Annotated in this window: 23 protein-coding genes; 15 read left to right on the top strand and 8 right to left on the bottom strand. The window is 70.3% G+C overall.

Features of this window, described 5'->3' with window-relative positions; all coding sequences use genetic code 11:
- Position 1: 1 nt before the first annotated feature.
- Positions 2 to 511 (bottom strand): hypothetical protein, encoded by a 510-nt coding sequence (locus ACBJ32_RS26930; protein WP_375129072.1) that lies wholly within the window; start codon positions 509 to 511, stop codon positions 2 to 4.
- 157 nt (positions 512 to 668) lie between these two features.
- Here ACBJ32_RS26930 and ACBJ32_RS26935 point away from each other — a divergent pair, with 157 nt between their 5' ends.
- Complete coding sequence (locus ACBJ32_RS26935) at positions 669 to 1,211, top strand: DedA family protein (protein WP_375129073.1); 543 nt, start codon at positions 669 to 671, stop codon at positions 1,209 to 1,211.
- Positions 1,212 to 1,332: 121 nt separating this feature from the next.
- On the opposite strand, the gene ACBJ32_RS26940 is transcribed toward ACBJ32_RS26935, so the two are convergent.
- The 3 genes from ACBJ32_RS26940 to ACBJ32_RS26950 all read right to left on the bottom strand — a co-directional run bounded on the left by ACBJ32_RS26940 (position 1,333) and on the right by ACBJ32_RS26950 (position 4,502).
- A complete protein-coding gene (locus ACBJ32_RS26940; RefSeq protein WP_375129074.1) occupies positions 1,333 to 3,723 on the bottom strand; it encodes an ATP-binding cassette domain-containing protein in 2,391 nt (796 codons plus the stop codon).
- A gap of 62 nt (positions 3,724 to 3,785) precedes the next feature.
- Positions 3,786 to 4,142, bottom strand: coding sequence for a VOC family protein (locus ACBJ32_RS26945; protein WP_357872893.1), 357 nt, complete (start codon positions 4,140 to 4,142; stop codon positions 3,786 to 3,788).
- A gap of 153 nt (positions 4,143 to 4,295) precedes the next feature.
- Positions 4,296 to 4,502, bottom strand: coding sequence for a DUF1508 domain-containing protein (locus ACBJ32_RS26950; RefSeq protein ID WP_357872890.1), 207 nt, complete (start codon positions 4,500 to 4,502; stop codon positions 4,296 to 4,298).
- 127 nt (positions 4,503 to 4,629) lie between these two features.
- Here ACBJ32_RS26950 and ACBJ32_RS26955 point away from each other — a divergent pair, with 127 nt between their 5' ends.
- Complete coding sequence (locus ACBJ32_RS26955) at positions 4,630 to 5,445, top strand: D-alanyl-D-alanine carboxypeptidase family protein (RefSeq protein WP_375129075.1); 816 nt, start codon at positions 4,630 to 4,632, stop codon at positions 5,443 to 5,445.
- A 28-nt stretch (positions 5,446 to 5,473) separates the two neighbouring features.
- Here the strand turns inward: ACBJ32_RS26955 and ACBJ32_RS26960 are convergent, their stop codons facing one another.
- Positions 5,474 to 6,058 carry a hypothetical protein gene (locus ACBJ32_RS26960; RefSeq protein ID WP_357872885.1) on the bottom strand — a complete coding sequence of 195 codons (585 nt, stop codon included), beginning with the start codon at positions 6,056 to 6,058 and terminating at the stop codon, positions 5,474 to 5,476.
- A gap of 205 nt (positions 6,059 to 6,263) precedes the next feature.
- Between ACBJ32_RS26960 and ACBJ32_RS26965 the strand changes: the two genes are divergently transcribed.
- Complete coding sequence (locus ACBJ32_RS26965) at positions 6,264 to 6,560, top strand: hypothetical protein (protein ID WP_375129076.1); 297 nt, start codon at positions 6,264 to 6,266, stop codon at positions 6,558 to 6,560.
- Positions 6,561 to 6,572: 12 nt separating this feature from the next.
- On the opposite strand, the gene ACBJ32_RS26970 is transcribed toward ACBJ32_RS26965, so the two are convergent.
- From ACBJ32_RS26970 to ACBJ32_RS26980, 3 genes are all read right to left on the bottom strand, one after another.
- The gene (locus tag ACBJ32_RS26970; RefSeq protein ID WP_357872880.1) at positions 6,573 to 6,818 is read right to left on the bottom strand and encodes a DUF4235 domain-containing protein; all 246 of its coding nucleotides are present in this window, start codon (positions 6,816 to 6,818) and stop codon (positions 6,573 to 6,575) included.
- Positions 6,819 to 6,879: 61 nt separating this feature from the next.
- Complete coding sequence (locus ACBJ32_RS26975; protein ID WP_375129077.1) at positions 6,880 to 7,692, bottom strand: TrmH family RNA methyltransferase; 813 nt, start codon at positions 7,690 to 7,692, stop codon at positions 6,880 to 6,882.
- The gene (locus ACBJ32_RS26980; RefSeq protein ID WP_375129078.1) at positions 7,685 to 8,455 is read right to left on the bottom strand and encodes a DUF4184 family protein; all 771 of its coding nucleotides are present in this window, start codon (positions 8,453 to 8,455) and stop codon (positions 7,685 to 7,687) included. Before ACBJ32_RS26980 ends, ACBJ32_RS26975 begins: the two co-directional genes overlap by 8 nt.
- A gap of 146 nt (positions 8,456 to 8,601) precedes the next feature.
- Here ACBJ32_RS26980 and ACBJ32_RS26985 point away from each other — a divergent pair, with 146 nt between their 5' ends.
- The 12 genes from ACBJ32_RS26985 to ACBJ32_RS27040 all read left to right on the top strand — a co-directional run bounded on the left by ACBJ32_RS26985 (position 8,602) and on the right by ACBJ32_RS27040 (position 23,950).
- On the top strand, positions 8,602 to 9,240 hold the full coding sequence (locus tag ACBJ32_RS26985) for a hypothetical protein (RefSeq protein ID WP_375129079.1): 639 nt from the start codon (positions 8,602 to 8,604) through the stop codon (positions 9,238 to 9,240).
- 260 nt (positions 9,241 to 9,500) lie between these two features.
- The gene (locus ACBJ32_RS26990; RefSeq protein ID WP_375129080.1) at positions 9,501 to 11,183 is read left to right on the top strand and encodes a substrate-binding domain-containing protein; all 1,683 of its coding nucleotides are present in this window, start codon (positions 9,501 to 9,503) and stop codon (positions 11,181 to 11,183) included.
- Between the two features lie 113 nt (positions 11,184 to 11,296).
- Positions 11,297 to 12,868, top strand: coding sequence for a sigma factor-like helix-turn-helix DNA-binding protein (locus tag ACBJ32_RS26995; RefSeq protein WP_375129081.1), 1,572 nt, complete (start codon positions 11,297 to 11,299; stop codon positions 12,866 to 12,868).
- Between the two features lie 265 nt (positions 12,869 to 13,133).
- Positions 13,134 to 13,505, top strand: coding sequence for a hypothetical protein (locus ACBJ32_RS27000; protein ID WP_080045753.1), 372 nt, complete (start codon positions 13,134 to 13,136; stop codon positions 13,503 to 13,505).
- Positions 13,502 to 14,632 (top strand): GNAT family N-acetyltransferase, encoded by a 1,131-nt coding sequence (locus tag ACBJ32_RS27005; protein WP_375129082.1) that lies wholly within the window; start codon positions 13,502 to 13,504, stop codon positions 14,630 to 14,632. Before ACBJ32_RS27000 ends, ACBJ32_RS27005 begins: the two co-directional genes overlap by 4 nt.
- 156 nt (positions 14,633 to 14,788) lie before the next feature.
- Positions 14,789 to 15,622, top strand: a complete 834-nt coding sequence (locus ACBJ32_RS27010) for a glycosyltransferase family 2 protein (protein ID WP_375129083.1) — start codon at positions 14,789 to 14,791, stop codon at positions 15,620 to 15,622.
- A gap of 12 nt (positions 15,623 to 15,634) precedes the next feature.
- Complete coding sequence (locus tag ACBJ32_RS27015) at positions 15,635 to 16,576, top strand: glycosyltransferase family 2 protein (RefSeq protein WP_357872862.1); 942 nt, start codon at positions 15,635 to 15,637, stop codon at positions 16,574 to 16,576.
- Positions 16,573 to 17,376, top strand: a complete 804-nt coding sequence (locus ACBJ32_RS27020; RefSeq protein ID WP_375129084.1) for a polysaccharide deacetylase family protein — start codon at positions 16,573 to 16,575, stop codon at positions 17,374 to 17,376. Before ACBJ32_RS27015 ends, ACBJ32_RS27020 begins: the two co-directional genes overlap by 4 nt.
- Positions 17,369 to 18,685, top strand: a complete 1,317-nt coding sequence (locus tag ACBJ32_RS27025; protein WP_375129085.1) for a lipopolysaccharide biosynthesis protein — start codon at positions 17,369 to 17,371, stop codon at positions 18,683 to 18,685. Before ACBJ32_RS27020 ends, ACBJ32_RS27025 begins: the two co-directional genes overlap by 8 nt.
- A 1,001-nt stretch (positions 18,686 to 19,686) precedes the next feature.
- Positions 19,687 to 22,014, top strand: coding sequence for a hypothetical protein (locus ACBJ32_RS27030; protein WP_375129086.1), 2,328 nt, complete (start codon positions 19,687 to 19,689; stop codon positions 22,012 to 22,014).
- Positions 22,015 to 22,056: 42 nt separating this feature from the next.
- A complete protein-coding gene (locus tag ACBJ32_RS27035) occupies positions 22,057 to 23,259 on the top strand; it encodes a DUF418 domain-containing protein (RefSeq protein ID WP_375129087.1) in 1,203 nt (400 codons plus the stop codon).
- 58 nt (positions 23,260 to 23,317) lie between these two features.
- On the top strand, positions 23,318 to 23,950 hold the full coding sequence (locus tag ACBJ32_RS27040; RefSeq protein ID WP_375129088.1) for a GNAT family N-acetyltransferase: 633 nt from the start codon (positions 23,318 to 23,320) through the stop codon (positions 23,948 to 23,950).
- Positions 23,951 to 23,992: the final 42 nt, after the last annotated feature.

The raw sequence follows: 23,992 nt of genomic DNA on the forward strand, positions 1-23,992 counted from the left end.
GTCAGCAGCTCACTTGGAAGCGGTCGCTCCTGATCGGCTCGGTGCCCTCGATCGTCAGCTCGACGCGGTACCACCCCGGGTTCCCCGAGACCATGGGGCGCCACTCGACCGCGCGCTCGGGGGCGGCGAAGCCGTCGTGGTCGGCCAGGTACGTGCGCCACGCCTTGGCCGCCGGGCTCCAGCGGGCCAGTCTCCAGTGGTAGGAGACGGCTCCGGCCGGGTCCGGGTTGGTCAGGAGGCTGCGGGCGACGTACGACTTGGCGCAGCCGGGGCCGCCGTCGGCCAGCACGCTCATGGTGACGCGGCCCGCCGTGGCGAGCTCCTCTGCCGGGGCGGTGACGGGCAGCTCGCGGGCCGACAGGGTGACCTGCGTGGCGGGCTCGGGTGTGGAGCTGGCGTTGCTGTAGGCGGACAGGCCGACGTACGCGCTGGTGAACGCCAGGGCCGCCACGAACAGCTTGGCGGCGGTGGCGGTCCCGCTGGTCAGGACGGCTGCGCTTTTCGTCGGCATCTTCAACACCCCTTTTGGCTCACCCCTAGAGTGGGGCTGGGTGGTTGAGCGCTGGTTGTCGGCCGGTTGCACCTTTTGCGGGAGGCTTGCAGCCTGGTGTGGCCTCCGCCGGCACCTGAGGGTAAGGTAAGGCTGGCCTAAGGTTTGTGGAGGGGTGGTGGGCCGGACCATGTGGCATGCGGCGATCGCCGTCCCCGCGCCGACCGAGCCGTTCTGGCTGGGGCTGCCGTACTGGCTGGTGGGCGCCGTTCTGATCCTGGCGCTGTTCGGCGCGTTCCAGGTGTACTACTGGGTCGGGCGCAGGCTCGGCGAGAAGCTGTACGACTCGCGCATCGGCGTCAAGGTGGGCCGCGAGCGGATCCAGAAGATCGAGCAGGTCGTCGAGCGGTGGGGCGCGCTGGCCGTCTACGGCTGTTTCTGGGTGCCGATGCTGCGCCACACGCTGCCCTGGGTGGCGGGGGCGCTGCGCGTGTCCTACCCCTGGTACGTCGTCGCCAGCGCGCTGGGCTGCCTGACGTGGGCGCCACTGTGGTGGTTCGGCGGCACGGCGGCCGTGTTCGGGTGGCTGGAGCTGGCCAGGCGATCGCCCGTCACGGCGGCGGTCGTGGCCGTGGCCGTGGTCGGGCTCGTCGCCTGGCTCGTGATCCGGCGCAGGCTGAAGCGGCGGCGCGACGCCGACGACAAGGCCCTGGCCTCCTGAGACTTGCGGCATCCGCCCTGCCCTCGCCGCCGAGTGCCCATCATGGGCCCCGTTCCCGCACCTACCGCCCGCTCCGAGGAACCGCACCGCGGGCGGGCGGTGGCACGCACAGGGCGGGCGGTCAGGCGCCGACGTAGTCGGCCAGGTGCTCCCCGGTGAGGGTGGAGCGGGCGGCGACCAGGTCGGCCGGGGTGCCTTCGAAGACGACCCGGCCGCCGTCGTGACCGGCGCCGGGCCCCAGGTCGATGATCCAGTCGGCGTGCGCCATGACCGCCTGGTGGTGCTCGATGACGATGACCGACTTGCCGGCGTCCACGAGCCGGTCGAGCAGCCCGAGCAGCTGCTCGACGTCCGCGAGGTGCAGGCCGTTGGTCGGCTCGTCGAGGACGTAGACGCCGCCCTTGTCGGCCATGTGGGTGGCCAGCTTGAGCCGCTGCCGCTCGCCGCCCGACAGCGTGGTGAGCGGCTGGCCGATGGTGAGGTAGCCGAGCCCGACGCTCGCGAGCCGTTCGAGGATGGCGTGCGCGGCCGGCGTACGCGCCTCGCCCGCGCCGAAGAACTCCTCGGCCTCGGTCACCGGCATCGCGAGCACCTCGCTGATGTCGCGCCCGCCGAGCTTGTAGTCCAGCACCGCGGCCTGGAACCGCTTGCCCTCGCACTCCTCGCAGGTGCTGGACACGCTGGCCATGATCCCGAGGTCGGTGTAGACGACGCCGGCGCCGTTGCAGCCGGGGCAGGCGCCCTCGGAGTTGGCGCTGAACAGCGCCGGCTTGACGCCGTTGGCCTTGGCGAAGGCCTTGCGGATCGGGTCCAGCAGCCCCGTGTACGTGGCCGGGTTGCTCCGCCGGGAGCCGCGGATCGGGCTCTGGTCGACCGACACCACGCCCGCGCCCCTGGGGATGGACCCGTGCACGAGCGAGCTCTTGCCCGAGCCGGCGACGCCGGTGATGACGGCGAGCACCCCGAGCGGGATGTCCACGTCCACGTCCTGCAGGTTGTGCGTCGTCGCGCCGCGGATCTCCAGCGTGCCGGTGGGCTTGCGCACCGCCTGCTTGAGCTTGGCCCGGTCGTCGAGGTGGCGTCCGGTGATGGTGCCGGCGGCCCGCAGGCCCTCGACCGTGCCCTCGAAGCAGACGGTGCCGCCCGCCGTGCCTGCGCCGGGGCCGAGGTCGACGACGTGGTCGGCGATCGCGATCACCTCCGGCTTGTGCTCGACGACGAGCACCGTGTTGCCCTTGTCCCGCAGTCGCAGCAGCAGGTTGTTCATGCGCTGGATGTCGTGGGGGTGCAGGCCGGCGGTGGGCTCGTCGAAGACGTAGGTGACGTCGGTGAGCGAGGAGCCGAGGTGGCGGATCATCTTGGTGCGCTGGGCCTCGCCGCCCGACAGCGTGCCGGCCGGCCGGTCGAGCGACAGGTAACCCAGCCCGATCTCCACGAACGACTCGAGGGTCCGCAGCAGCGCGGTGAGCAGCGGCCGCACCGACGGCTCGTCGAGGCCGCGGACCCATTCGACCAGGTCGCTGATCTGCATGGCGCAGGCGTCGGCGATGTTGATCCCGGCGATCCGCGACGACCTGGCCGCCTCGCTGAGCCGCGTGCCGTCGCACTCGGGGCAGGTGGTGAAGGTGACCGCCCGGTCCACGAACTCGCGGATGTGCGGCTGCATCCCCTCGCGGTCCTTGGACAGGAACGACTTCTGGATCCTCGGGATCAGCCCCTCGTAGGTGAGGGTCGAGCCTTCGACCTTCACCTTGGTCGGCTCCCGATACAGGAAGTCCTGCATCTCCTGCTTGGTGAAGTCGCGGATGGGCTTGTTCGGGTCGAGGAAGCCCGACGCGGCGTAGGTCCGCACCGTCCACCAGCTGTCCGACTTCCAGCCGGGGATGGTGAACGCGCCCTCGGCGATCGACTTGGAGTCGTCGTAGAGCTGGGTGAGGTCGATGTCGGAGACCGTGCCGCGGCCCTCGCAGCGCGGGCACATGCCGCCCAGCCGGGTGTACGTCGCCCGTTCGGCCTTCTTGTTGCCGCGCTCGACGGTGATCGCGCCGCTGGCCCGTACCGTGGGGACGTTGAAGGAGAACGCGTTGGGCGAGCCGATGTGCGGCTGCCCGAGCCGGCTGAACAGGATGCGCAGCATCGCGTTGGCGTCGGTGGCCGTGCCGACCGTGGAGCGGGGGTCGGCGCCCATCCGCTGCTGGTCGACGATGATCGCGGTCGTCAGCCCGTCGAGCACGTCGACCTCGGGCCGCGCCAGCGTCGGCATGAAACCCTGCACGAAGGCGCTGTAGGTCTCGTTGATCATCCGCTGCGACTCGGCGGCGATCGTGTTGAACACCAGCGAGCTCTTGCCCGAGCCGGACACGCCGGTGAACACGGTCAGCCTGCGCTTGGGGATCTCGATGCTGACGTCCTTGAGGTTGTTCTCGCGCGCGCCGTGCACGCGGATCAAGCCGTGGCTGTCGGCAACGTGCTGCGCGGACGGCTGGGTTTCCGTGGTCGTATCCGTGCTCATCGTGTCTCCATCTATCGGGCCCGGCTGTGAGGCGGGGCCGCTTTCACGGGCTCCGTCGGTGCTCAGCGGTCCTGAAGCACACCGAGGACGTTGCCGTCGGGGTCGGTGAAGGTGGCCACCACGCGGCCGCCGCCCACCTCCCGGGGCTTGTCCTTGATCGTGGCGCCGGCGGCGGTCACCTCGGCCAGCTTCGCCTCGATGTCCTCCACCTGCCAGTACGCCACCGGCGCGGTCATGCCCTGTGCCGCGCCACCCGGGACCAGCCCGATGTGCTGGCCCTCGGCCTCGAACCCGACATAGTAGGACTCATCGGTCTGGGGCGGGAAGCCGAGGAGGGCGGTGTAGACCGCCTTGGCCGCCTCGATGTCGGACACGGGGTGCAGCACGGTCTTGATGCCCTGGGTGGAAGAGTCAGCCATGGTTCGCTCCTGCAGTCGGGGGTCGGTTCGACCCGGTGTGCGCCGTCGAGCCCGAAGGCCCGAAGGGCGATGTATCTGCAGGTTAGGCGGGCCTCCGCGAGCGGCGCTTCTCGATTCCTGATCGGTTCTCGCCCGCCGGCGGAGAAGCCGTGGTCAGTCCGTCGCCGGCGACGGTTCCGGGCCGCTCCGGTCGTCGATGGGGGCGTCAGGGGCGTTCCTGCGTACGGTCTCGATGCCGTTCACGCATGCCACCTTGTTCGGGAAACCCTCGCCGACCGCCAGCGTCTGCCCGTTGTTCGCGACCAGCGCGAAACGGTAGCCGCCCTGGCCGTCCTCGCTGATGATGAATCTTCCTGCCATGGCCGCCGCCCCCCGCCATATCGGATCTATCAATGATTTACCCCCATCTGAGGGCGGCACGTGGCCCAGTCAGGCAAACGGAGCGTCCGGCTCTGTCAACATGATGGGCATGCGTATTGGGCGTTTGATGGGCTCTGTCGTGATCGCCTTGGTCGTGGGGGTCTCCTCCCCCGCCATGGCCGCCGACGAGCCGACCGTGGGGGCCAAGGCGGCGTACGTCATCGATTCCGCAGGAACGATCCACTTCGGCAAGCGGGAGACGAAGCGGGTGCCGGTGGCCAGCCTGGTCAAGATCATGACCGCGTACGTCGTGCTCAGCGAGGGCCGGCTGAACGACACGATCACGATCACCGCAGCCGACGTCAAGTACGCCGCCAAGGGCGGCGCCGCCACGGCGGGACTGCGCAAGGGCGAGCGCTTCACGACCAGGGACCTGCTGTACGCGCTCATGCTGCCCTCCGGCGCCGACGCGGCCAACGCCCTGGCCCGCCACTACGGGCCGGGCAAGACGGCCTTCATCGCCAAGATGAACCGCACGGCCCGCGCCCTCGGCCTCGCCGACACCCGCTACACGAACGCGGACGGCATGCCCACCCCGGCCGGCGGCTACTCCACGGCCGTCGACCAGGCCAGGCTGGCGCAGCTCGCGTTGCGGAGCAGCGCCTTCACGACCGTGGTCAGCAGCACCGCGCACAAGGTGACCAAGACCAAGGTGCACCGGGCGCACACGTGGCGGAACACCAACAAGCTGCTCACGCGGGCCGACGACGTGCTGGGCGTGAAGACCGGCTACACGGACGCGGCCGGGTACTGCCTGCTGTTCGCCGCCGAGCGCAACGGGCTCCAGGTCGTCGGCGTGCTGCTGGACGACGAGAACGAGCGCCGCTTCTCGACGGCCGAGAAGCTGCTGGACTACGCGGGCGACCAGATCGGCCTCGCCTGACCAGGCCCGCCCCGGCCGTACGAGCCCGTCAGCCGAACACGATGCGGCCGCTGCCCGGGAGCGTGGCCATGCCCCGCGTGGCGCAGCCGAGGATGGCCGTGGCGGGGCTGATGCCACCCCTCACCGGCTCCTTGGCCAGCCATCCCGCCGTGACGGTGCCGGTGAGCAGCGTGTCCGCCGGGCGCTGGGCCACGAGCCGGTCGGCCCTGACGCGCAGCCTCGACGTGCCGACGGGGCGCCCGTTCTCCCCGAACCAGGTGATCACCGCGCTGCCGCGCACCTGACGGGCGCTGGTGCACGACACCTGGGCGGTGGCTCGCACGCTGGCCCACCCGGAGCGCAGGTACGTGGCCGTGCCGTCGGGCGAGGTGCACCCGGTGAGCTCCAGGTGCCCGCGCGCCTGGACCCGGCGAGGCGTGAGCCCGACCTTGGGTTCGAACACCAACGGCCGCGCCGCGGGAGTGGCGACGGCGCAGCTCAGCGCGACAGGCGCCGCCGCACCCCCGGCGCCCGCCCCCGAGCTCAAGTACCCCGCTGTGGCGGTCAGGGCGATGATCCAGGCCACGTTCATGGAGCCCCCGCTCTGCACGTGTTTCTGTAATCGATCGCTCACATTGTGCATCATCGGGCGGCGCGGCACGCCGGATCCCGCCGGTCGCCCGAGCCGGTCGTCCGCCGTTCCCGCGCCCCTCTTCCGGGCGATGACCTGCGCACCTGCACCCACGACACGAACTAACCGGGAAATCCCCGTGAAATCCGGCCTCTCTTTCGTTTCCGCAGGTAGGGTGAGGCCCACACCTCTCCACTAAGGACAACTCATGGCGGAATTCGTCGAGATCCGCATGACGATCGGGAGTCACGAGAGGGCGGCCGAGCTGGCGCACGGCATCCTCCTCGCGGGCCTGGCCACGTCGATCGACATCGCAGAAGCCCCCGACCCGGCCGCCCCCCGCGACGAGCTCGCCTGGCAGCTCACGCTCATCACGACGGATGAGCAGGTCCCGATGCTGGAGCGGCACGTCAGGGGCGCCGGCGCCGACGCCCCCATCGACTGCCGGCCGGTGATCCACGACTTCGACGGCCATCCCGACTGGCTCGCGGGCGACCAGCAGTGACGGCGTCCCGCCTCAGTGGCCCCGGTGCCGGAAGGTCTGCGCGCCGGCGCGGTGCACGGCGGCCTTGACCAGCCCGAAGATCGCTCCCTGCAGGGCCGCGGCGACGAGGACCTCGGTCCAGCCGCGTTCGAGGTCGTCGGCGTCCGGGGCGTCGTCCTGACCGGACGCCAGCTTCCAGGCCCGCTTGAACAGCGCGGACGCCAGCACGCCGCCCAGCAGGCCCATCCCCAGCGACGTGGCTTTCTCTACGGATTGCATGGCATCTCCTTACCGTGATGTGGTGTCTGCCCGTGCCCCGTACCAGCCGCTTAAACCCCGATCAGCCGACTCGGCGCATCAGGCCGTGGCAGGCGATGGCGGCGGCGGCCACCACGTTCAGCGAGTCGACCCCGGCTGCCATGGCCTGCGCGCTCATCGGGATGCACACCGCCTGGTCCGCCTCCTCCAGCCAGTGGGACGACAGGCCGTCGCCCTCCGCGCCGAGCAGCAGCGCCACCCGGTCGCCCAGCTCGACGCCGTCGATGGGGGCGGCGCTCTGGTCGGGGGTCAGGGCCAGGGTGCGGTAGCCGGCGGCGCGCAGCCGGTCGAGGCCGGTGAACCAGTCGTCCATGCGCGCGTACGGGATCGAGAAGACCGCGCCCATCGAGACCTTCACCGCCCGCCGGTAGAGCGGGTCGGCGCACCGGGGGGACAGGATGACGGCGTCCACACCCAGCGCGGCGGCGGATCGGAAGATCGCGCCGACGTTGCTGTGGTCGACCAGGTCCTCCAGGACCAGGAGGCGGCCGGTGCCGCTCTTGAGCAGGGCCTCCATGGGAGGCAGCGGCAGGCGCTCCATCGAGGCCAGCGCTCCCCTGTGCACCTGGAAGCCCGCGATGCCCGCCATGATCTCGTCGCTCACGACGTAGACGGTGGCCTCGCCGAGGACGTCCTCCAGCGAAGCGAGCCAGCGGCGGGTGGTCAGGACCGAGCGGATCGGGTAGCCGGCGCCGATGGCCCGCCTGATCACCTTCTCTCCCTCGGCCAGGAACAGGCCCCGCTCGGCTTCGAGGCTCTTGCGCAGCTCGACGTCCCTGAGCCGGGTGTAGTCGGACAGGCGGGGGTCGTCGGCGTCGGTGACGTACTCAAGCACCTTCCGATACTGCCACGCGCCGCCTGACCTGCCAGACCACGGCGTAGCAGAGGAGGACCGCGGCCAGGCCGATCACCGTCCCCGCGCCGGTCTTGGTGATCACGGCGGCGATGCCGAACTTCGGGTTGGGCTCGTCGATCAGGGGCCAGAACAGGCCTCCGGCCAGGACGCCGGCGCCGGCCGCCGCCAGCACGGCCCAGCGGGCGCGGCCGGGCAGGCGCAACCGCTCAGGTACGGGCGCCGCCACCATGCGGGACAGCCCGCGCCAGCCCCACCACACCACCACGGCCAGGCCGATCGCGGAGGAGACGTACTGCAGGAGGCGGAAGAGCCTGATCACGCCGAAGACGGAGACCGACAGCCACGCGCCCCACTCGGCGGGGCCCGTGGAGTGGGTGAAGGAGTCCCACAGCACGTGGGTGGCGGCGCCGATCACGGCGCCGGCCAGCATCGGGAGCAACCGCAGCCGGCCGGGCACGAGGAGCGCGGCGCGTCCCGCCAGGCCGGGCGGGAGCAGGGCGATCAGCGGGTCGCGCAGGACGGCGTGGAAGAGCGGCAGCAGGATCAGGACCGCGAGCGGGTCGATCGTGACCACGCCCAGCCAGGAGTGCGTGTCGGTGTAGTCAGGCATGAACGGCAGGAAGACCGGCAGATCGGGCACCATGGCCCCCAGCGCGAGCGCCCACGGGTCGACGAACCTGCGGATCCGCCGCGAGCCGATCAACGGCAGCACGGCGGCGACATGGCTGGGCGTGAACGGCACGGTGTCTCCCCCTGGTGGACATCCCCCGCGATCATTATGCGGCCGGGATTTGACCTTGTTTTGCCGACGTTGTACGAGGTCACGGTCGGTAGTGGGTACCTTACGTATCGCTGTCGACGGCCGGATAGCCGGGAGTTCGGGGGTTCATGGTGCCTGATCAGCGGATTCAGGAGCATCCGGCCGCGTCAGCCGAATGGTTGCGTGCCGCGCGGACCGCGCGCACGCTCTCCGTGGGCACGCTGGTCTGGCTGGGTGCGGAGAGCACGCTCGGCCTGGCCGCGGGGCTGGCGGCGCACTCGGTGGCGCTCATCGGGTGGGGGCTGTCGGCGTTGGTGGAGGCGGTGGCCAGCCTGATCGTGGTGTGGCGGTTCACCGGCGCGCGCACGTTGTCGCCGAGCGCCGAGAGCACCGCCAGGAAGGCGGTGGCGGTGAGCTTCTGGCTGCTGGCGCCGTATCTCGTCCTTCACGTCGCGCACGACCTGGACGCGGGGCATCGGGCGGCGCCGAGCGTGCTGGGGATCGTGGTGACGACGTTCAGCCTGGTCAGCATGCCGGTGCTGGGGGTGGCCAAGCGGCGGCTCGGGGCGCGGCTGGCCTCGGCGGCGACCTCGGGCGAGGGCACGCAGAATCTCATCTGCGCGGCCATGGCGGCGGGGGTGCTGGCCGGGTTGTGGCTCAACACCGTCGGCTGGTGGTGGGTGGATCCGCTGGTGGCGGTGGTGCTTGCGGCCGTCGCCGTACGGGAGGGCAGGCGCGCCTGGCACGGTCACGACTGCTGCCATTGACAGCCGATCACGATCACGCTCACCGTAGATCGCGGCCACATTAAGTAATCGCCGCACCAAAAGGGCGGTTTTGCCACATAGACCGCACCGAGTATCGTTCCCGAAGTATTGCGGAGCATCTCCCGCTAGGGTCTCCGGAAGGTCACGAGAACACCTAAGAGGACATCGTGGGGCGACACCGCACAGACGATCTCGACGGCGGATACAGAGCCAGCGAACCACCACCACCGCGCAGGCGAGCCAGGCGCGGTCGCGGCAGAGTGCTCGTACCGCTGGCGGGGGCCGTCGCCCTGGCAGTGCTGCTCGGCGTCGCCGCGTTCGTGATCTTCAACCGGGAGCACGACTGCTCGGGCGGCAAGCTGCCGCTGCGCGTGGTCGCCACCCCCGACATCCAGCCGGCGCTGAACAAGATCGCCAGCAACTATAACAAGGCCCTGCACTCGATCGACAGCAAGTGCGTCGAGGTGACGGTGGCCAAGGAGGCGGCGGCCAGGACGGCGAACGCGCTGGCGGCGGGCAAGGTCGGCGCCGACTTCTGGGTGGCCGACTCCAGCCTGCTCATGGAGAGCATGCGCAGCACCGGGGCCGGCGACGCGCTGCCGCAGGTGGAGGGGTCGATCGCGAGCTCCCCCGTGGTGCTGGCGGCGGCCAGGTCGGCCGCGTCGAAGCTGTCCGGCACGCTCCAGCCGAGCTGGGTCTCCCTGATCTCGGCGGCGAACGTGGCCAACGTGGACGGCCCCGGCAGGAAGGTGCGGGTGCTCGCCCTCGACCCGCAGAAGAACTCCGCGGGCCTGGCGGCCCTGCTGGCCGCGGCCGGCACCGCCAGGGAGGCGAAGCAGGACAAGGCCCTGGTCGGCGCGCTGAAGGAGCTGTCGGGCCAGCTCGCCTCCGACTCGACCGCGCTGCTGGCCAGCCTCACCGTCAAGTCGGGCAGCAGGGTGCCGGTGGGCGTCGCGTCCGAGCAGGCCATCTACGCGCACAACACGAAGAAGCCCGAGTCGCCGGTGGTCGCCCTCTACCCCAAGGAGGGCACGCTCAGCCTGGACTACCCGGTCACGATCCTGACCAAGAACCCCGAGGTGCTGAAGGCCGCGGCGGACTTCAAGCAGGCCCTGGCCGCCGAGTCGGCCAAGAAGATCCTGCGCGACGCCGGCTTCCGCAGCACCGACGGCAAGGCGGGCGACGCGCTGACCGAGGACAAGGGCTTCACCTCCGAGACCCCGGCGGCGCTGGACCCGCCGGACGGCGCGACCGTGGCCCGCATGGTGCAGACCTGGACCCGGCTGAACCTCGGCACCCGCCTGCTCACCCTGCTCGACGTCTCCGGCACGATGGCGCTGCCCGTGCCCGGCACGAACATGACCCGCATGCAGGCCATCAACCGGATCGCCACCGAGGGCCTCGGGCTCTTCCCGCCGGGGTCCGAGATGGGGCTGTGGTCGTTCTCCACGCACATGGACGGGCAGGGCAAGGACTGGAAGGAGCTCGTCTCGGTCGGGCCGCTCAGCGAGTCGATCGACGGGGCGACGCGCAAGGAGATGCTGGTCAGGACGTTCGCCCAGCTCCAGGCCAAATCCACCGGCGACACCGGGCTGAACGACACGATCAAGGCGGCCTACACGCAGCTGACCAAGACGTTCCAGGAGGACAAGGTCAACACCCTCCTGATACTCACCGACGGCGCGGGCAACGACGACCCGGACGGCGGCGTCAAGAACGCCGAACTCCTGGAGTTCCTGAAGAAGACCTACAACCCGAAGCGGCCGCTCACCATCCTGCTCATCGCCTTCGGCCCGGACGCCAAGAAGGGCAAGTCGCAGATGGAGGCCGTGGCCAAGGCCACGGGTGGCGAGGCGTACATCGCCGAGAACATCCTTCAGGTCCGCGACTTCTTCCTGCAGGGCATGGAGCGCCGCCTCTGCATGCCGAACTGCGACGGCTGACAGCGACAGGCCCGCCATGCTCGTTGGGCATGGCGGGCGAACCTGGCCGATCGAGGCGGCGTCCTCTCCGCGTGGGGCTTGAGTGAGCGTCCTACCTGCGGGGAGGGAAATCCGTGCCTGGATGGCCGACCGTCGATCGCGCGGGCGATCAGGAGCTGGTCGAAGCTCTGCGGCGCGCGGAGACCGCCGCTCCCGCGACGCTCTACGACTCCTACGCCGAACGGCTGCACGACTACGCGTTCTCCCTGTCGGGCCGGAGCGACGTGGCGGCCGACTCCGTGCACGACGCGCTGGTCACCGCGCAGGGCTGCGTGGCCCGGCTCAGGGAGCCGGCCCGGCTGCGCGCCTGGCTGTACGCGCTGACCAGGTTCCAGGTACGGGCCAGGATGGCGCGCCGCCCCGGCACCCCGTCGGGCGGCATGCCGCTGCCCGGCTTCCCGGAGCCGGGCGAGCACGGTGACACCGAGCTGGCCGACCTGGTCCACGAGGCGCTGGGCGAGCTGAGCAGGGGCCAGCGCGAGGTGCTGAAGCTGTCGGTGCGCCACGGCCTGACCCCGTCGGAGGTCGGCGCGGTGCTCGGGCTGACCTCCAGGCAGTCGGCCGCCAGGCTGGGCAGGGCCCGCGACCATCTGGAGAACGCCGCCGCGGCCGTGCTGCTGGCCCGGACCGGGCGGGCGCACTGCCCCGACCTGTCGGCGATGCTGGACTCCTGGGAGGGGCCGCTCACCCCGCTGCTGCGGCGCCGGCTGTCGGGGCACATCAGCGGGTGCGAGGTGTGCACCGAGGGCAGGCACCGGCAGGTCTCGGCGGCCAAGCTGCTCGACCTGGTGCCGTTGGCCCACCCGCCGATCTCGCTGCGCCGCCGGGTGATCGACACGTGCGTCAAGCCCGAGCTGGACGACACGCGCGTCCTGATCACGGATCGGGGTGACAGCTTCGACCGGTCGGGGTTCCCGGTGCCGGCCGATCGCCGCTCGCGCCGCCGGCCGCGGCGGCTGGCGCCGCTCATGCTGGCGGGCGCGTGCCTGCTGGCCGCGACGGGCGCGGTCGTGGCGCTGAACGGCGGCGGCAGCTCCGGGACGACCACGCTGCGGCCGGTCCCCTCCCCCACCACCTACCTGGAGGAGAACCCGACGCCGGAGCCGGTGATCGAGGAGGACGAGCCCAGCCCGTCGCCGACGCCGAGCGCGACCCCGAGCCGCACCCCGTCGCCCAGGATCACGCCGCCGGCGGCCGCCCCGCGCAGGAGCAGCAGGCAGGCCGCCGCGCCCACGCCCTCCCGGCGCAGGCCCGTGCCGGAGGCCCGGCTGCGCGTCTCGTGCCCGCAGACGATCGCCGGCGTGGCGCGGATCGGCATCGGCGCCCGCAACGCCGCCGTCTCGTGGGTGGCGACGGCCTCGCAGGGTCTCGACGTGCACCCGGCGAGCGGTTCGGTCAGGGCGGGCGCGTCGGCCACGGTCGTGGTGACGGTCGTCGAGCCGAACGCCTCCGGCAGCGGCCGCGTCACCTTCACCTCGAACGGCGGCACCGCCACGTGCTCCCTGTCCTGGCAGGGCGACGACGACCCCGAGCCACCGACCGACGGCCCGCCTGCCACAGAAGAGCCGACCGAGTCGCCGAGCGCCGGCGTCGCCACCACCTCGGCCGGCGGTGCCGTGGAGGACCCGGGCACTGACTCCCAGTAGCCCCACCTTTAACACGACAAACAGATATAAATCGGACCCTGACTCGTGAACCCTAGGCAACATAGGGCATTCTGGTGTGCTTGGGGATGCGCCGGGACAAGCCGATTTTTTGACTGTGTGTCGAAGGTCACACGAGAAACCTCGGCATGCCTGTAAACCGGAGCGCGTCGCCAAGCGTCGGCATTGACGTGTCATAGCGCGGATTGGTCCCATGAACTGCGATCAACACGCGCTTCAACCAGCAAGGGCAGGAGAGAGACAGGAGATGCTCAAGCAGCACCGCAGAGCGCTGGCCTGGCTGGTCGCGCTCGCCTGCATCGCGGGAGCGGTCATCGCGCTGTTCGATATCGAGACACCGCTGCGCCCGTTCCTGATCTCCTTGTTCCTTCTGGTCGTGCCAGGAGCGGCAGTGGTGGGACTGTTGCGTGATCGTGACCCCCTCGCCGCCCTATCCGTAGGAGCCGCGGCGAGTCTCGTACTCAATGTGCTCCTCGCCGAAGCCATGCTGCTCTTCAACGCGTGGTCGCCCCGAGCCGGTGTGGCGACGGTCGCCGTGCTCGGAGGGTTCATGTACGTGCTTCGGGTCTTGTACCGGGGGAAGAGCATGCAGACCGAACAGGGGGCCAGGGCAAGGTGAACATCCAGGTAGTTCGGCCGCGAGAGCTCGGGGACTCCGAGCGGGCCCGATGGCGGGAGCTGCAGAAGGCCGACCGCAGTCTGGACAACCCGTTCCTGTCCGTCGAGTTCGCCGTGGCGATGGACCGCTTGCGCGACTACGTGAGGGTGGCGGTCATCTCCGACGGGAGCGGCATCCAGGGGTTCTTCCCCTACGAGCGGCACAGCTTCGGCATCGGCAAGCCGCTCGGCGGATTCCTCACCACCTGTCACGGCCTGATCTCGGTCCCGGAGTTGAAGCTCGACGCCAAGGCTCTGCTGCGCGCCTGCAAGCTCAGCGTCTTCGACTTCGACCACCTGGTGGCGGGGCAGCCGACGTTCGCCGAGTACGAGTCGGACGTCCGCCCCGCGCCGGTCATGGACTTCACCTCGGGCTTCGAGGCCTGGATCGAGCAGGTCAAGGCCAACTCCCCGAAGAACCTCAAGACCGTCCGCTACAAGGAACGCAAGATGGGCCGGGAGCAGGGCGACCTGCGCCTCGAGTGGGCCTCGGCCGACCCCGAGGTGCTGCGTACCCTGCTCGCCTGGAAGTCCGACCAGTACCAGAGGACTGGCCGGGTGGACAGGTTCGCCCAGCCGTGGATCGTCGAATTGACGAACATGATGCATGCCGAGAACTCATCGGACTTCGCGGGTGTCCTGACCATGCTTTATGCCGGTGACGTACCGGTGGCGGGGCATTTCGGCCTTCGTACGGCGACCACGCTTGTAGGGTGGTTCCCCGCCTACGACACCGAGTTCGCCCGCTACTCGCCGGGCATCGTCCACCATCTCCAGATGGCCGAGGCCGCCGCGAACGCGGGTCTGCACATGGTCGACATGGGCAAGGGCGGCAAGGAGTACAAGGACTGGCTGAAGAGCGGGACCCTGTACGTCGCCGAAGGCCGCGTCTCGCGTCCGTCCGCCTCCGCGGCCGTTCACTGGATGGGCCGAACTCCTTTCAACAAGGCCCGAACAATTGTCCTGGATCGGCCGTCTCTCTATAAGGCGGCCGACCGTGTCCTGAAGGGCTTCGGTCGGGTGCGCAGCTCGATGCAACGTCAGGAGCCCTCCAACGCAGTAACCCAGGAACCAACGGGAGCGCGCTGAGCGACCCCGGAAACACCCCCCGGCACCAGCACCAACACCCTCACACTCCACACAGGACCCTTCGATGCACCGTTCGCCGGCTTCGCCTTTCCCGCAGCACCCGGGGGTGGTTCCGTCCGGCCCGCAGAGCGGGGTCCCGGAAGGATTTCCCTCGCCATGAGTCCCGAGATAACCAAGCACAACGGCAAGGTTCACTCCTCGCCCCTCCGGTCGATGCCGCCGCCTTCGAGCTTCACGCCGGTGACCCCGCACCTGGCCATCTCCCCGACGGTCAGCGTGGTCGTGCCGGCGATGAACGAGGCGGAGAACCTGCCGCACGTCTTTGCCACCATCCCGCAGTGGGTTGATGAGATCGTGCTCGTCGACGGCAACTCCGTCGACGACACGGTGGCCGTGGCCAAGCGGCTGCGGCCGAACGTCAAGGTGGTGACGCAGACGGGCAAGGGCAAGGGCGACGCCCTGGCCGCCGGTTTCGCCGCCTGCACCAGCGACATCATCGTGATGATCGACGCCGACGGCTCGACCGACGGCCGCGAGATCATCAACTTCGTGGGCGCGCTGGTCACCGGAGCCGACTTCGTCAAGGGCTCGCGCTACGCCGCCGGTGGCGGCAGTGACGACCTGACGCTCAACCGGCGTCTTGGCAACAAGGTGCTCACGGGCATCGTCAACGTGATGTACAAGACCCAGTACACCGACCTGTGCTACGGCTACAACGCCTTCTGGGCGCGCCACCTTGATGTGCTCAACCTTGACTGCGACGGCTTCGAGGTGGAGACGCTGATGAACGTTCGCGCGGCCAAGGCCGGGCTGAAGGTGCACGAGGTGCCCAGCCACGAGCGCAACCGCATCCACGGCGAAAGCAACCTGCACGTCGTACGAGATGGCTTCCGCGTGCTCAAGACCATCCTGAAGGAGTGGCGTCGCCAGCCCACTCCGCCTCAGCCTGAGCCCGCCGCCACTCCCGCCGCTGACCGAGGCGTCGCATAAAAAAGGATCCGAGTGAACACGTCTGTTGTCATCTGCGTCTACACCGAGGAGCGGTGGGAGGACATCAGGCAGGCAGTCGAGTCGGTCGAGAACCAGACACGCCCGGCACACGAGCTGATCCTGGTGGTCGACCACAACCCCGACCTGCACCTCAAGCTCAAGCACGAGTACCCGCAGGCCATCGTGGTGGAGAACACGCACGAGCAGGGGTTGTCCGGTGGCAAGAACACCGGCGTGGCCACGGCCAACGGTGAGATCGTCGCCTTTCTCGACGACGACGCGGTCGCCGATCCCGGGTGGCTGGAGGCTTTGGAGGAGGGCTTCCAGGAAACCGGTGTCGTCGGCGTGGGCGGTCGTACCGACCCCATCTGGGCGTCGGGCACGCGGCCGCGCTGGTTCCCGTACGAGTTCGACTGGACGGTCGGCTGCACCTACCGCGGCATGCCCGCGGTCAGGGCGCCGATCCGCAACGTCATGGGCGGCAACGCCGCCTTCCTGCGTGAGGCCGTGTCCGAGGTGGGCGGCTTCCACAGCGGCATCGGCCGCAGCGTGCAGGGACGCAAGTCGCGCCCGCTCGGGTGCGAGGAGACGGAGTTCTGCATCAGGCTGAGCCAGCGCAAGCCTGGCTCGGTCATGCTGTTCGAGCCGCGCGCGGTGATCGGGCACAAGGTGTCGAAGCAGCGCGAGCGGTTCGCCTACTTCAGGTCCAGGTGCTACGCGGAGGGGCTGTCGAAGGCCCTGGTGACGCGGGAGGTCGGCACCCAGGACGGGCTGTCCAGCGAGCGCGCGCACGCGATGAAGACGCTGCCGCTCGGCGCGCTGCGCGGGGTCGGTGAGGCCCTGCGCGGCGACGTGGGCGGGCTCGGCAGGGCCGTCGCGATCGTGGTCGGGCTGGCCTGGACGACCTGGGGTTACGTCGTGGGTTCCGTACGGCTGAAGGTGGCACGATCATGATCCGCGTACCGATCCTGATGTACCACTCGGTCACCGACGCGCCCAACGACGAGACCAAGCCGCACGCCGTACGCCCCTCCGACCTGGAGGAACAGCTCGCCTACCTGGCGGAGAGCGGCTTCACGCCGCTCACGCTGGGCGACCTGGTGGCCAGGTTCAACAAGAACAACGGGCTGTCGCTGCCGGACAAGCCGATCGTGGTGACGTTCGACGACGGCTACGCCGACTTCCACACCCGCGCGCTGCCGCTGCTGGAACGCCACAACTTCCCGGCCACGGTCTTCCTGACCAGCGGCTGGGTGTCCGACGCGGGCAGGGACGCCGCGGGCCGGCCTCTCGACGACATGCTGTCGTGGGGCCAGGCCCGCGAGGCCGCGCAGACCGGCGTCGAGATCGGCGGCCACAGCCACAGCCATCCCCAGCTCGACCAGCTCCGCACCGAGGACCTGCGGCAGGAGCTGCGCAGGAACAAGGGCCTGCTGGAGGAGAAGATCGGCACGCCGGTCGCCACCATGGCCTACCCGTACGGGTACTCCAGCGCCCGGGTCCGCCGCGAAGTGCGCAAGGCCGGGTATTTCGCTGCCTGCGCCGTGAGCAACACGATCGCCGCCGATCGGCATGACATGCTCGCCATCCCCCGGTTGACGGTCGGCAAGAACACGACCATCAACATGTTCAAGCGCGCCGTCGAAGGCAACGCCGTACCTCTCATCTACATGCGCGAGCGCATCCTCACCAAGGGGTACGCGGTCGTCCGCAGGACGAGGTACGGGCTGCAGCGGGTGCGCGGAAATGTCTAACCTCTGGGGGAAGGTCCTGCGCGACCTGCGTAACCCGCTGTTCCTGCAGGGTTACGCGCTCATGGTGAACACCGTGATCACCGGCGTGCTCGGCATGGGCTACTGGTTGCTGGCCGCGCACTTCTACTCGCCCGAGGAGTTCGGCCGCGGGCAGGCCGTGATCACGGCGATGCGGCTGTTCGCGTCGCTGACCGCGCTCGGCTTCGTGGGCGCGCTGGCCCGGTTCCTGCCGGTGGCGGGCCGCCGCACGCCCGAACTCATCCTGCGCGGGTACGGCCTGGCCGCCGCAACGGGCGGGGTCGCGGCCCTGGGGTTCCTGCTGACGCTGCCCATGTGGGGGAAGACGTACTCGGTGCTGGCCGGGTTCGGGCCGGGGCTGTTCTTCCTGGCGTCCGTGGTGGTGTGGGCGGTGTTCACGCTGCAGGACGTGGTGCTGACCGGGCTGCGCAGGGCCACGTTCGTGCCGCTGAACAACCTGGTCTTCGGCCTGGTCAAGATGGGGCTCCTGGTCGCGGTGGCCGGGGCGCTGCCGTCCGGCGGGATCTTCGTCTCGTGGGTGATCCCGACCGCGCTGGCCCTCATCCCGGTCAACTGGCTGATCTTCGGCGTCGTCGTGCCCCGGCACGTCAAGCGGGCCGATCCCGTACAGGAGCCGCCGAAGCTGCGGGAGGTCGGCCGCTTCCTGGCCGGCGACTTCCCCGGCACGCTGTCGATCCTGGCGATCGTCTACCTGGTGCCCGTGGTCGTCGCCACGCAGGTGGGCGAGGCCACGTTCGGCCGGTTCTCGATGGCGCACACGCTGGCCAGCATGATCGAGCTGCTGGCCATGAACATGGCGGTGTCGCTGACCGTCGAGGGCTCCTTCGACCGTGGCAGGCTGGCCGAGAACTGCCGGCGGGCGCTGCGGCGCGCCTTCATGATCGTCACTCCGATCATCGCGGTGGCGATCCTCGGGGCGCCGCTGATCCTGACCATCTTCGGCTCGGCCTTCGCCGAGGAGGGCACGACCCTGCTGCGGCTGATGGCGCTGGCGGTGCTGCCCCGGGTGCTGATCGAGGTCTACCTGAGCGCGCTGCGGGCGCAGAGCAGGGCGCGGACGCTGGCGATCGTCCAGATCGGGCTGGCGGTGCTCGTGCTGGTGTCCACCGTGACGCTGTTCCCTCACTTCGGGGTGAACGCCGTCGGGTACGGATTGCTCTTCAGCGAGGTACTTGTCGCACTTTTGATCTTCGGAAATCTACGTAAAATTCTCAAATTCGACGAAAGCGGTAGGTCGACTGTCACCCAGGGGTCGTCCGGGGCTTCATGATGGTCAACGTGAGGCAACGGGACGGCGATGGCATGCAATCGGGGATCACGGGCTCCTCGGACGTGCGTGGTGACAAGGAGGAGTCAGACGTGCCCTTCGATCCGGAAGCGACGGGAGTCATCCCCAAGCTGACGTTCCCGCCCGCGGGCGAGGAGGCCGGCTCGGCCGACGACTCCCCGGAGAGCACCGGCGGCGAGGGAAAGGCCACGCCGGAGGCGGACAGGACTACGGCCATCCGGCTGCCCGGGCCCCTGCACATCGGGCATCCGCCCACGGCCGACGAGACCGCCGACCCCTCGACGGCCGGCACGGTCTCCATGCCGGTGCAGCCGGCGACCGAGGGCTCGGAAGCCGGGAGCTCGGAGACCGGGAGCTCGGATTCGGAGGCCGCCGACGAGGGCGACACCTCGCCCGGCCTGCGCCCCCAACCGGCCAGCGGTCCCCAGCCCGCGAGCGGAACCAAATCCGGCACGGAAACCCAGCCCGCGAGCGGAACCAAGCCGGGTGCTGGTGCCCAGCCGGCCCCTGGCGCCCGGCCTGCTACGGGTGCCCAGCCCGGCAGCGGGCCGCAGCCTGCCAGCGGGCAGGGCGCGGCTGCCGGCAAGGCAGGCACGGCCGCGAAGCCAGGCACCCCCGCTGCGAAGCCTGCGACGGCGGGTTCTGCCGCCTCCGGTGCGCCCGCCAAGGGCACGTCCGGCGCGCCTTCGTCCAAGGGCACCGGCGCGTCCCCGGCTGAGGCGCGGCCGAGCAGCGGCGCGCCTTCCAGCGGGGCGCCGTCCACCGGGGCGGCGGCGACCGAAGGGGCGTCCGCCGCAGCCGCCGCCGGAACGCAGCCCATGAGCACGCATCCCGCTGGAGCGCCGACCACCGGCGGACCCGCCACCAGCGGGCCCGGGGCCGGTGGACCTGGCGCCAGTGGACCTGGGGCAGGTGGGCCCGGGGCAGGTGGGCCCGGGGGTGGGGCTCGGCCTGTTGCCGGGTCGCAGGGGCTGGCGAATCTGGTGCAGCCGCCCCCGGCCACCTCCCCCGCGCCGGGGATGGCGCCGCAGGGCCCGTCGGGGCCGCAGGCCGTGCCCGAGCAGGCGCAGCAGGCCGCGTTCCAGCAGGCCCCGCCGCGCCAGGCGCCGCCCGGGCAAGCACCCCGGCAGGCGCCCCGGCAGGTCCCCGCCAAGCCCCGCACGCTCAGGAGCAGGCTCGGGGCGCTGGTGGCGAGCGCGCCCACGTGGCTGCCCGTGCTGCTGGTCATCGAGGGCCTGGTCATGTACGTCCTCGCGCTCAAGGTCCCCCCGGGCCCGCTGCGCGGCGTGGATCCGGCCGACATCGACGGCCTGGGCCTGATCTCGGCACTGCCGACCACGGCGTTCATCGCCATCCTGATCATGATCGTGTCGTTCTTCATCACGGTCACCCAGAGCACCGACCGCAAGTTCCTGCTGCTGTTCCAGATCGCCGCCATCACGTTCGCCCTGCACGGCGCGGGCGCGCTGGTGGCCGACGAGCCGCGCTTCCCGACCGCGTACATCCACGCCGGTTTCGTGGAGTTCATCGGCAGGACCGGCGAGACGGCGATCAACATCGACGCCCGCATGGGCTGGCCGGGCTTCTTCGCGTTGTTCGCGTTCGTGACGAAGGCCGCCGGGATCACCGACCTGACGCCGATCCTGCAGTGGACGCCGCTGCTGTCGAACCTGCTCTACCTGCTCCCGTTCGTGCTGATCCTGCGCCAGGTGGTGGCGACCACGCGGGCGCGGTGGTTCGCGGCGCTGCTGTTCGTGCTGGTGCAGTGGATCGGGCAGGACTACTTCTCGCCCCAGGGCTTCACGTTCGCGCTGTACCTGGCGTTCGTGGCGATCCTGCTGAGATGGTTCGGACGGGTGGAGACGCGGACGAAGCCGATCCCGCCCAAGGGCCTGCGCAAGCTGATCGGCAAGCTGGACGCGATGACGCCGGGCGAACTGGCCAACACCGGCACGTTCAGGGCCGACAAGCTGCTCATGCTGATGATGCTGGTGGCGCTGTTCGTGGCGTCGGTGGCCTCGCACCAGATCACGCCGTTCATGATGCTCGGCGTGGTGACGGCGTTCCTGATCTTCAAGCGGACCACGCTGACCTGGGCGCTGCCGTTCTTCCTCGGGCTGGTGGTGCTGGCCTGGATCAGCTACATGACGGTGGGCTTCTGGGCCAGCCAGATCGACACGATCTTCGGCGGCCTGGGCAACATCCTGCAGAACCTGCGCAGCAACACCGGCGACCGGATCGAGGGCACCGACCCCGCGCACGCGATGGTGCTGCAGGCCCGCCTGGGCATCCTCGCGGTGATCCTGGGCTGCGCGGCGGTGGGCATCTTCCGCCGGTTCCGGCGCGGGGTGTTCGACCGGTCGGCGCTGATCCTGCTGTGCGTGCCGGTGCTGGCGCTGGGCCTGCAGAGCTACGGCGGCGAGATCGGGCTGCGGATCTACATGTTCGCGCTGCCCGGCGCCTGCCTGCTGGCCGCGTACGCGTTCTTCCCGAACCTGCCGGCCGACAGCGCGGACGTACGCGAGGAGACCGTCCCGCTGCGCAAGCGGAACGTGCGCTTCAACCCCGAGCTGACCAAGCGGATCTCGATCGTGCTGGCGGCGTGCTTCGCGGTCATGTTCGCGTTCGCGTTCCTGGTGGCCAGGTACGGCAACGAGAAGTTCGAGCGGGTCACCACCGGCGAGGTGGCCGCCCTGCACTACGTCTACGACCACGACGAGCCCAGCGCCCGGGTGCTCTACCTGGTGCCCAAGGAGGGGCCGGAGGTCACGCCGACCCTGCCGTGGGGTGAGCGGGACGTGGAGAAGGTCAGCTTCAACCTGCAGGCGCTGGTGCACAAGGATCCGGCCCAGATCTCCGACGCCGTGCAGGCGCTGAAGGAGGCGTCCAGGAACTCGTACCTGATGGTGAGCCGGGGCCAGGTCAGCTACCTGCAGCTCAACGAGGGCTTCCCGGCCGACTGGGGCGAGAAGTTCCGCGCGGCGCTGGACAAGTCGCCCGACCTGAAGCGGGTCTACTCCAACGCGGACGCGGCGCTCTACACCTGGAAGAACTTCGTCAGAGGCACCGAGATCCCCGAGCCGAACCCCTACAAGGGCCGCGGCGAGCCCACCTCGCCGTGGACGCCGGTGGGCATCGGCGCGCTGGCTGTGACCTGGGTCGCACTCTTCGGGTACGAGATCATCCGGCTGAACGGCCCGAACCGGGCGCCGAGGGCCCGCAGACGCCTGCTGTTCCTGGCGATCCCGGCCTTCGCGGTGGCGCTGGCAGTGATCATCGAGCGGTTCATCTATATCGCGCAAAATAACTGAATTCCCAGGAAACACTCAGCTTGTGCGGGATGATGCTCTCCGATGAGGACACCGGAGACACATCCCGCCAGGCCGGACATACGCCTCGCCGCAGCGAGAATCGCCTCCGTCGACGCCTTACGGGGTTTCTCGCTGCTGGGCATCCTCGTCGTGAACATCGCCTTCCTGGCCTCCGGCTACCGGATGGCCGGGATGGCGGAGCCCGCGTTCGACTCGTCCCTCGACTGGGGCGTGCGGTGGTTCGTGACGCTGTTCCTGGAGAACAAGTTCTATCTGCTGTTCTCGTTCCTGTTCGGGTACAGCTTCACGCTGCAGGCCGACTCGGCCGGGCGGCGGGGGCGGCCGTTCGTGCCGATGTTCCTGCGGCGGCTGGCCGGGCTGTTCCTGCTCGGGCTGGCGCATGCCGTGCTGCTGTTCCCCGGGGACATCCTGACGACGTACGCCGCCGTGGGGCTGGCCCTGCTGATCTTCCGCCGGGTCCGGCCGAGGACGGCGGTGGCGCTCGCCATCGCGCTCACGCTGGTGCTGGCGCTCGCCTTCGTGCTGCTCGCGCTGCTGGCCACGGCGGGCCTGGACCTGTCGGGCCGGGTCGCTGACGGGCAGGCGCAGGCCGCCGCCTCGGACTCGGCGCTCGGCGGGGAGTTCTGGCAGATCGTCTCCGAGCACCTCAGGAAGCTGTCGCTGATCATCGTGGCGCGGGTCTTCTTCCAGGGCCCGGCGGTGCTGGCCGCGTGCCTGATCGGGCTGGCGGTCGGCAAGCTGGGCGCGCTGCGCGACGTGTCCGCGTACACGGGGACGCTGCGCAGGCTGCAGTGGACCGGGTTCACGGTCGGGCTGGGCGGCGCGATCTTCTACACGGCGTCGGTCTGGACCGGCTCGGTGCACAAGTTCTGGGGCGAGGCGGTGGACCTGGTGACGGCGCCGCTGCTGGCGGCGGCGTACGCGGCCACGTTCCTGCGCGTGCTGCCGCACGTGCCGCGGCTTGCGCGGGCGCTGGCGGCTCCCGGCAGGATGGCGCTGTCCAACTACCTGGCGCAGTCGCTGATCTGCTCGCTCATCTTCACCGGGTACGGCCTGGCGCTCGTGGACCGGGTCAGCCCGCCGCTGGAGGTGCTGATCGCGCTCGGCGTCTTCGCGCTCCAGGCCGGTTACAGCCACTGGTGGCTCAACGGGCACCGGTACGGGCCGGTGGAGTGGCTGCTGCGCTGGCTGACGCACTGGCGAAGGCCCCCCGTGCGGGGATGAACGCCGTACGGGGAAAACCGGGTGAGGCGGCCGGCGTGACCGGGAACAATGGGCGGGCATGCGCAACTGGCCTGTACACGACCTGCGGCTGACCACGCCCCGCCTCACGCTCCGGCTCCCCTCCCTCGACGACCTCGACGAGCTGGCCGACCGTGCCGTGGAGGGGGTGCACGAGCCTGACCGGATGCCGTTCGGCGTGCCCTGGACAGACGCGCCCGCCGCGGAGCTGCCCTCGAGAGTCGTGCTCTACCACCTCGGGGTCATGTCGCGGTGGCGGCCCGAGGAGTGGTGCTGCAACTTCGCCGTCGTCCACGAGGGCCAGGTGATCGGCACCCAGGACGTCAAGGGGATCGACTTCGCGGTCACCCGCGAGGTGCACACGGGCTCCTGGCTGGGCCGCGCCTACCAGGGCAAGGGGCTCGGCACGGAGATGCGCGCCGCCGTCCTGCACCTGGCCTTCGCCGGGCTCGGGGCGCTGTCGGCCGTCTCCGGCGCCTTCCTGGACAACCCGGCCTCGCTCGCCGTCTCGCGCAAGCTCGGCTACCGGCCCGACGGGGTGATGGTCCAGTCGATCCGCGGGCGGCGGGGGACGCAGCAGCGGCTCCGGCTCGACCGCGAGGACTTCGACTGCCCGGTCCCGGTGGAGATCCACGGGCTGGCGGCCTGCCTGCCGCACTTCGGGCTGGGGTGATCGGGGCACCCCGTAGTACTCCAGAGCTACGTCACAGATCCA

It is taken from the genome of Nonomuraea sp. GTA35 (assembly GCF_041950525.1).
In the GTDB taxonomy this organism is placed as follows: domain Bacteria; phylum Actinomycetota; class Actinomycetes; order Streptosporangiales; family Streptosporangiaceae; genus Nonomuraea.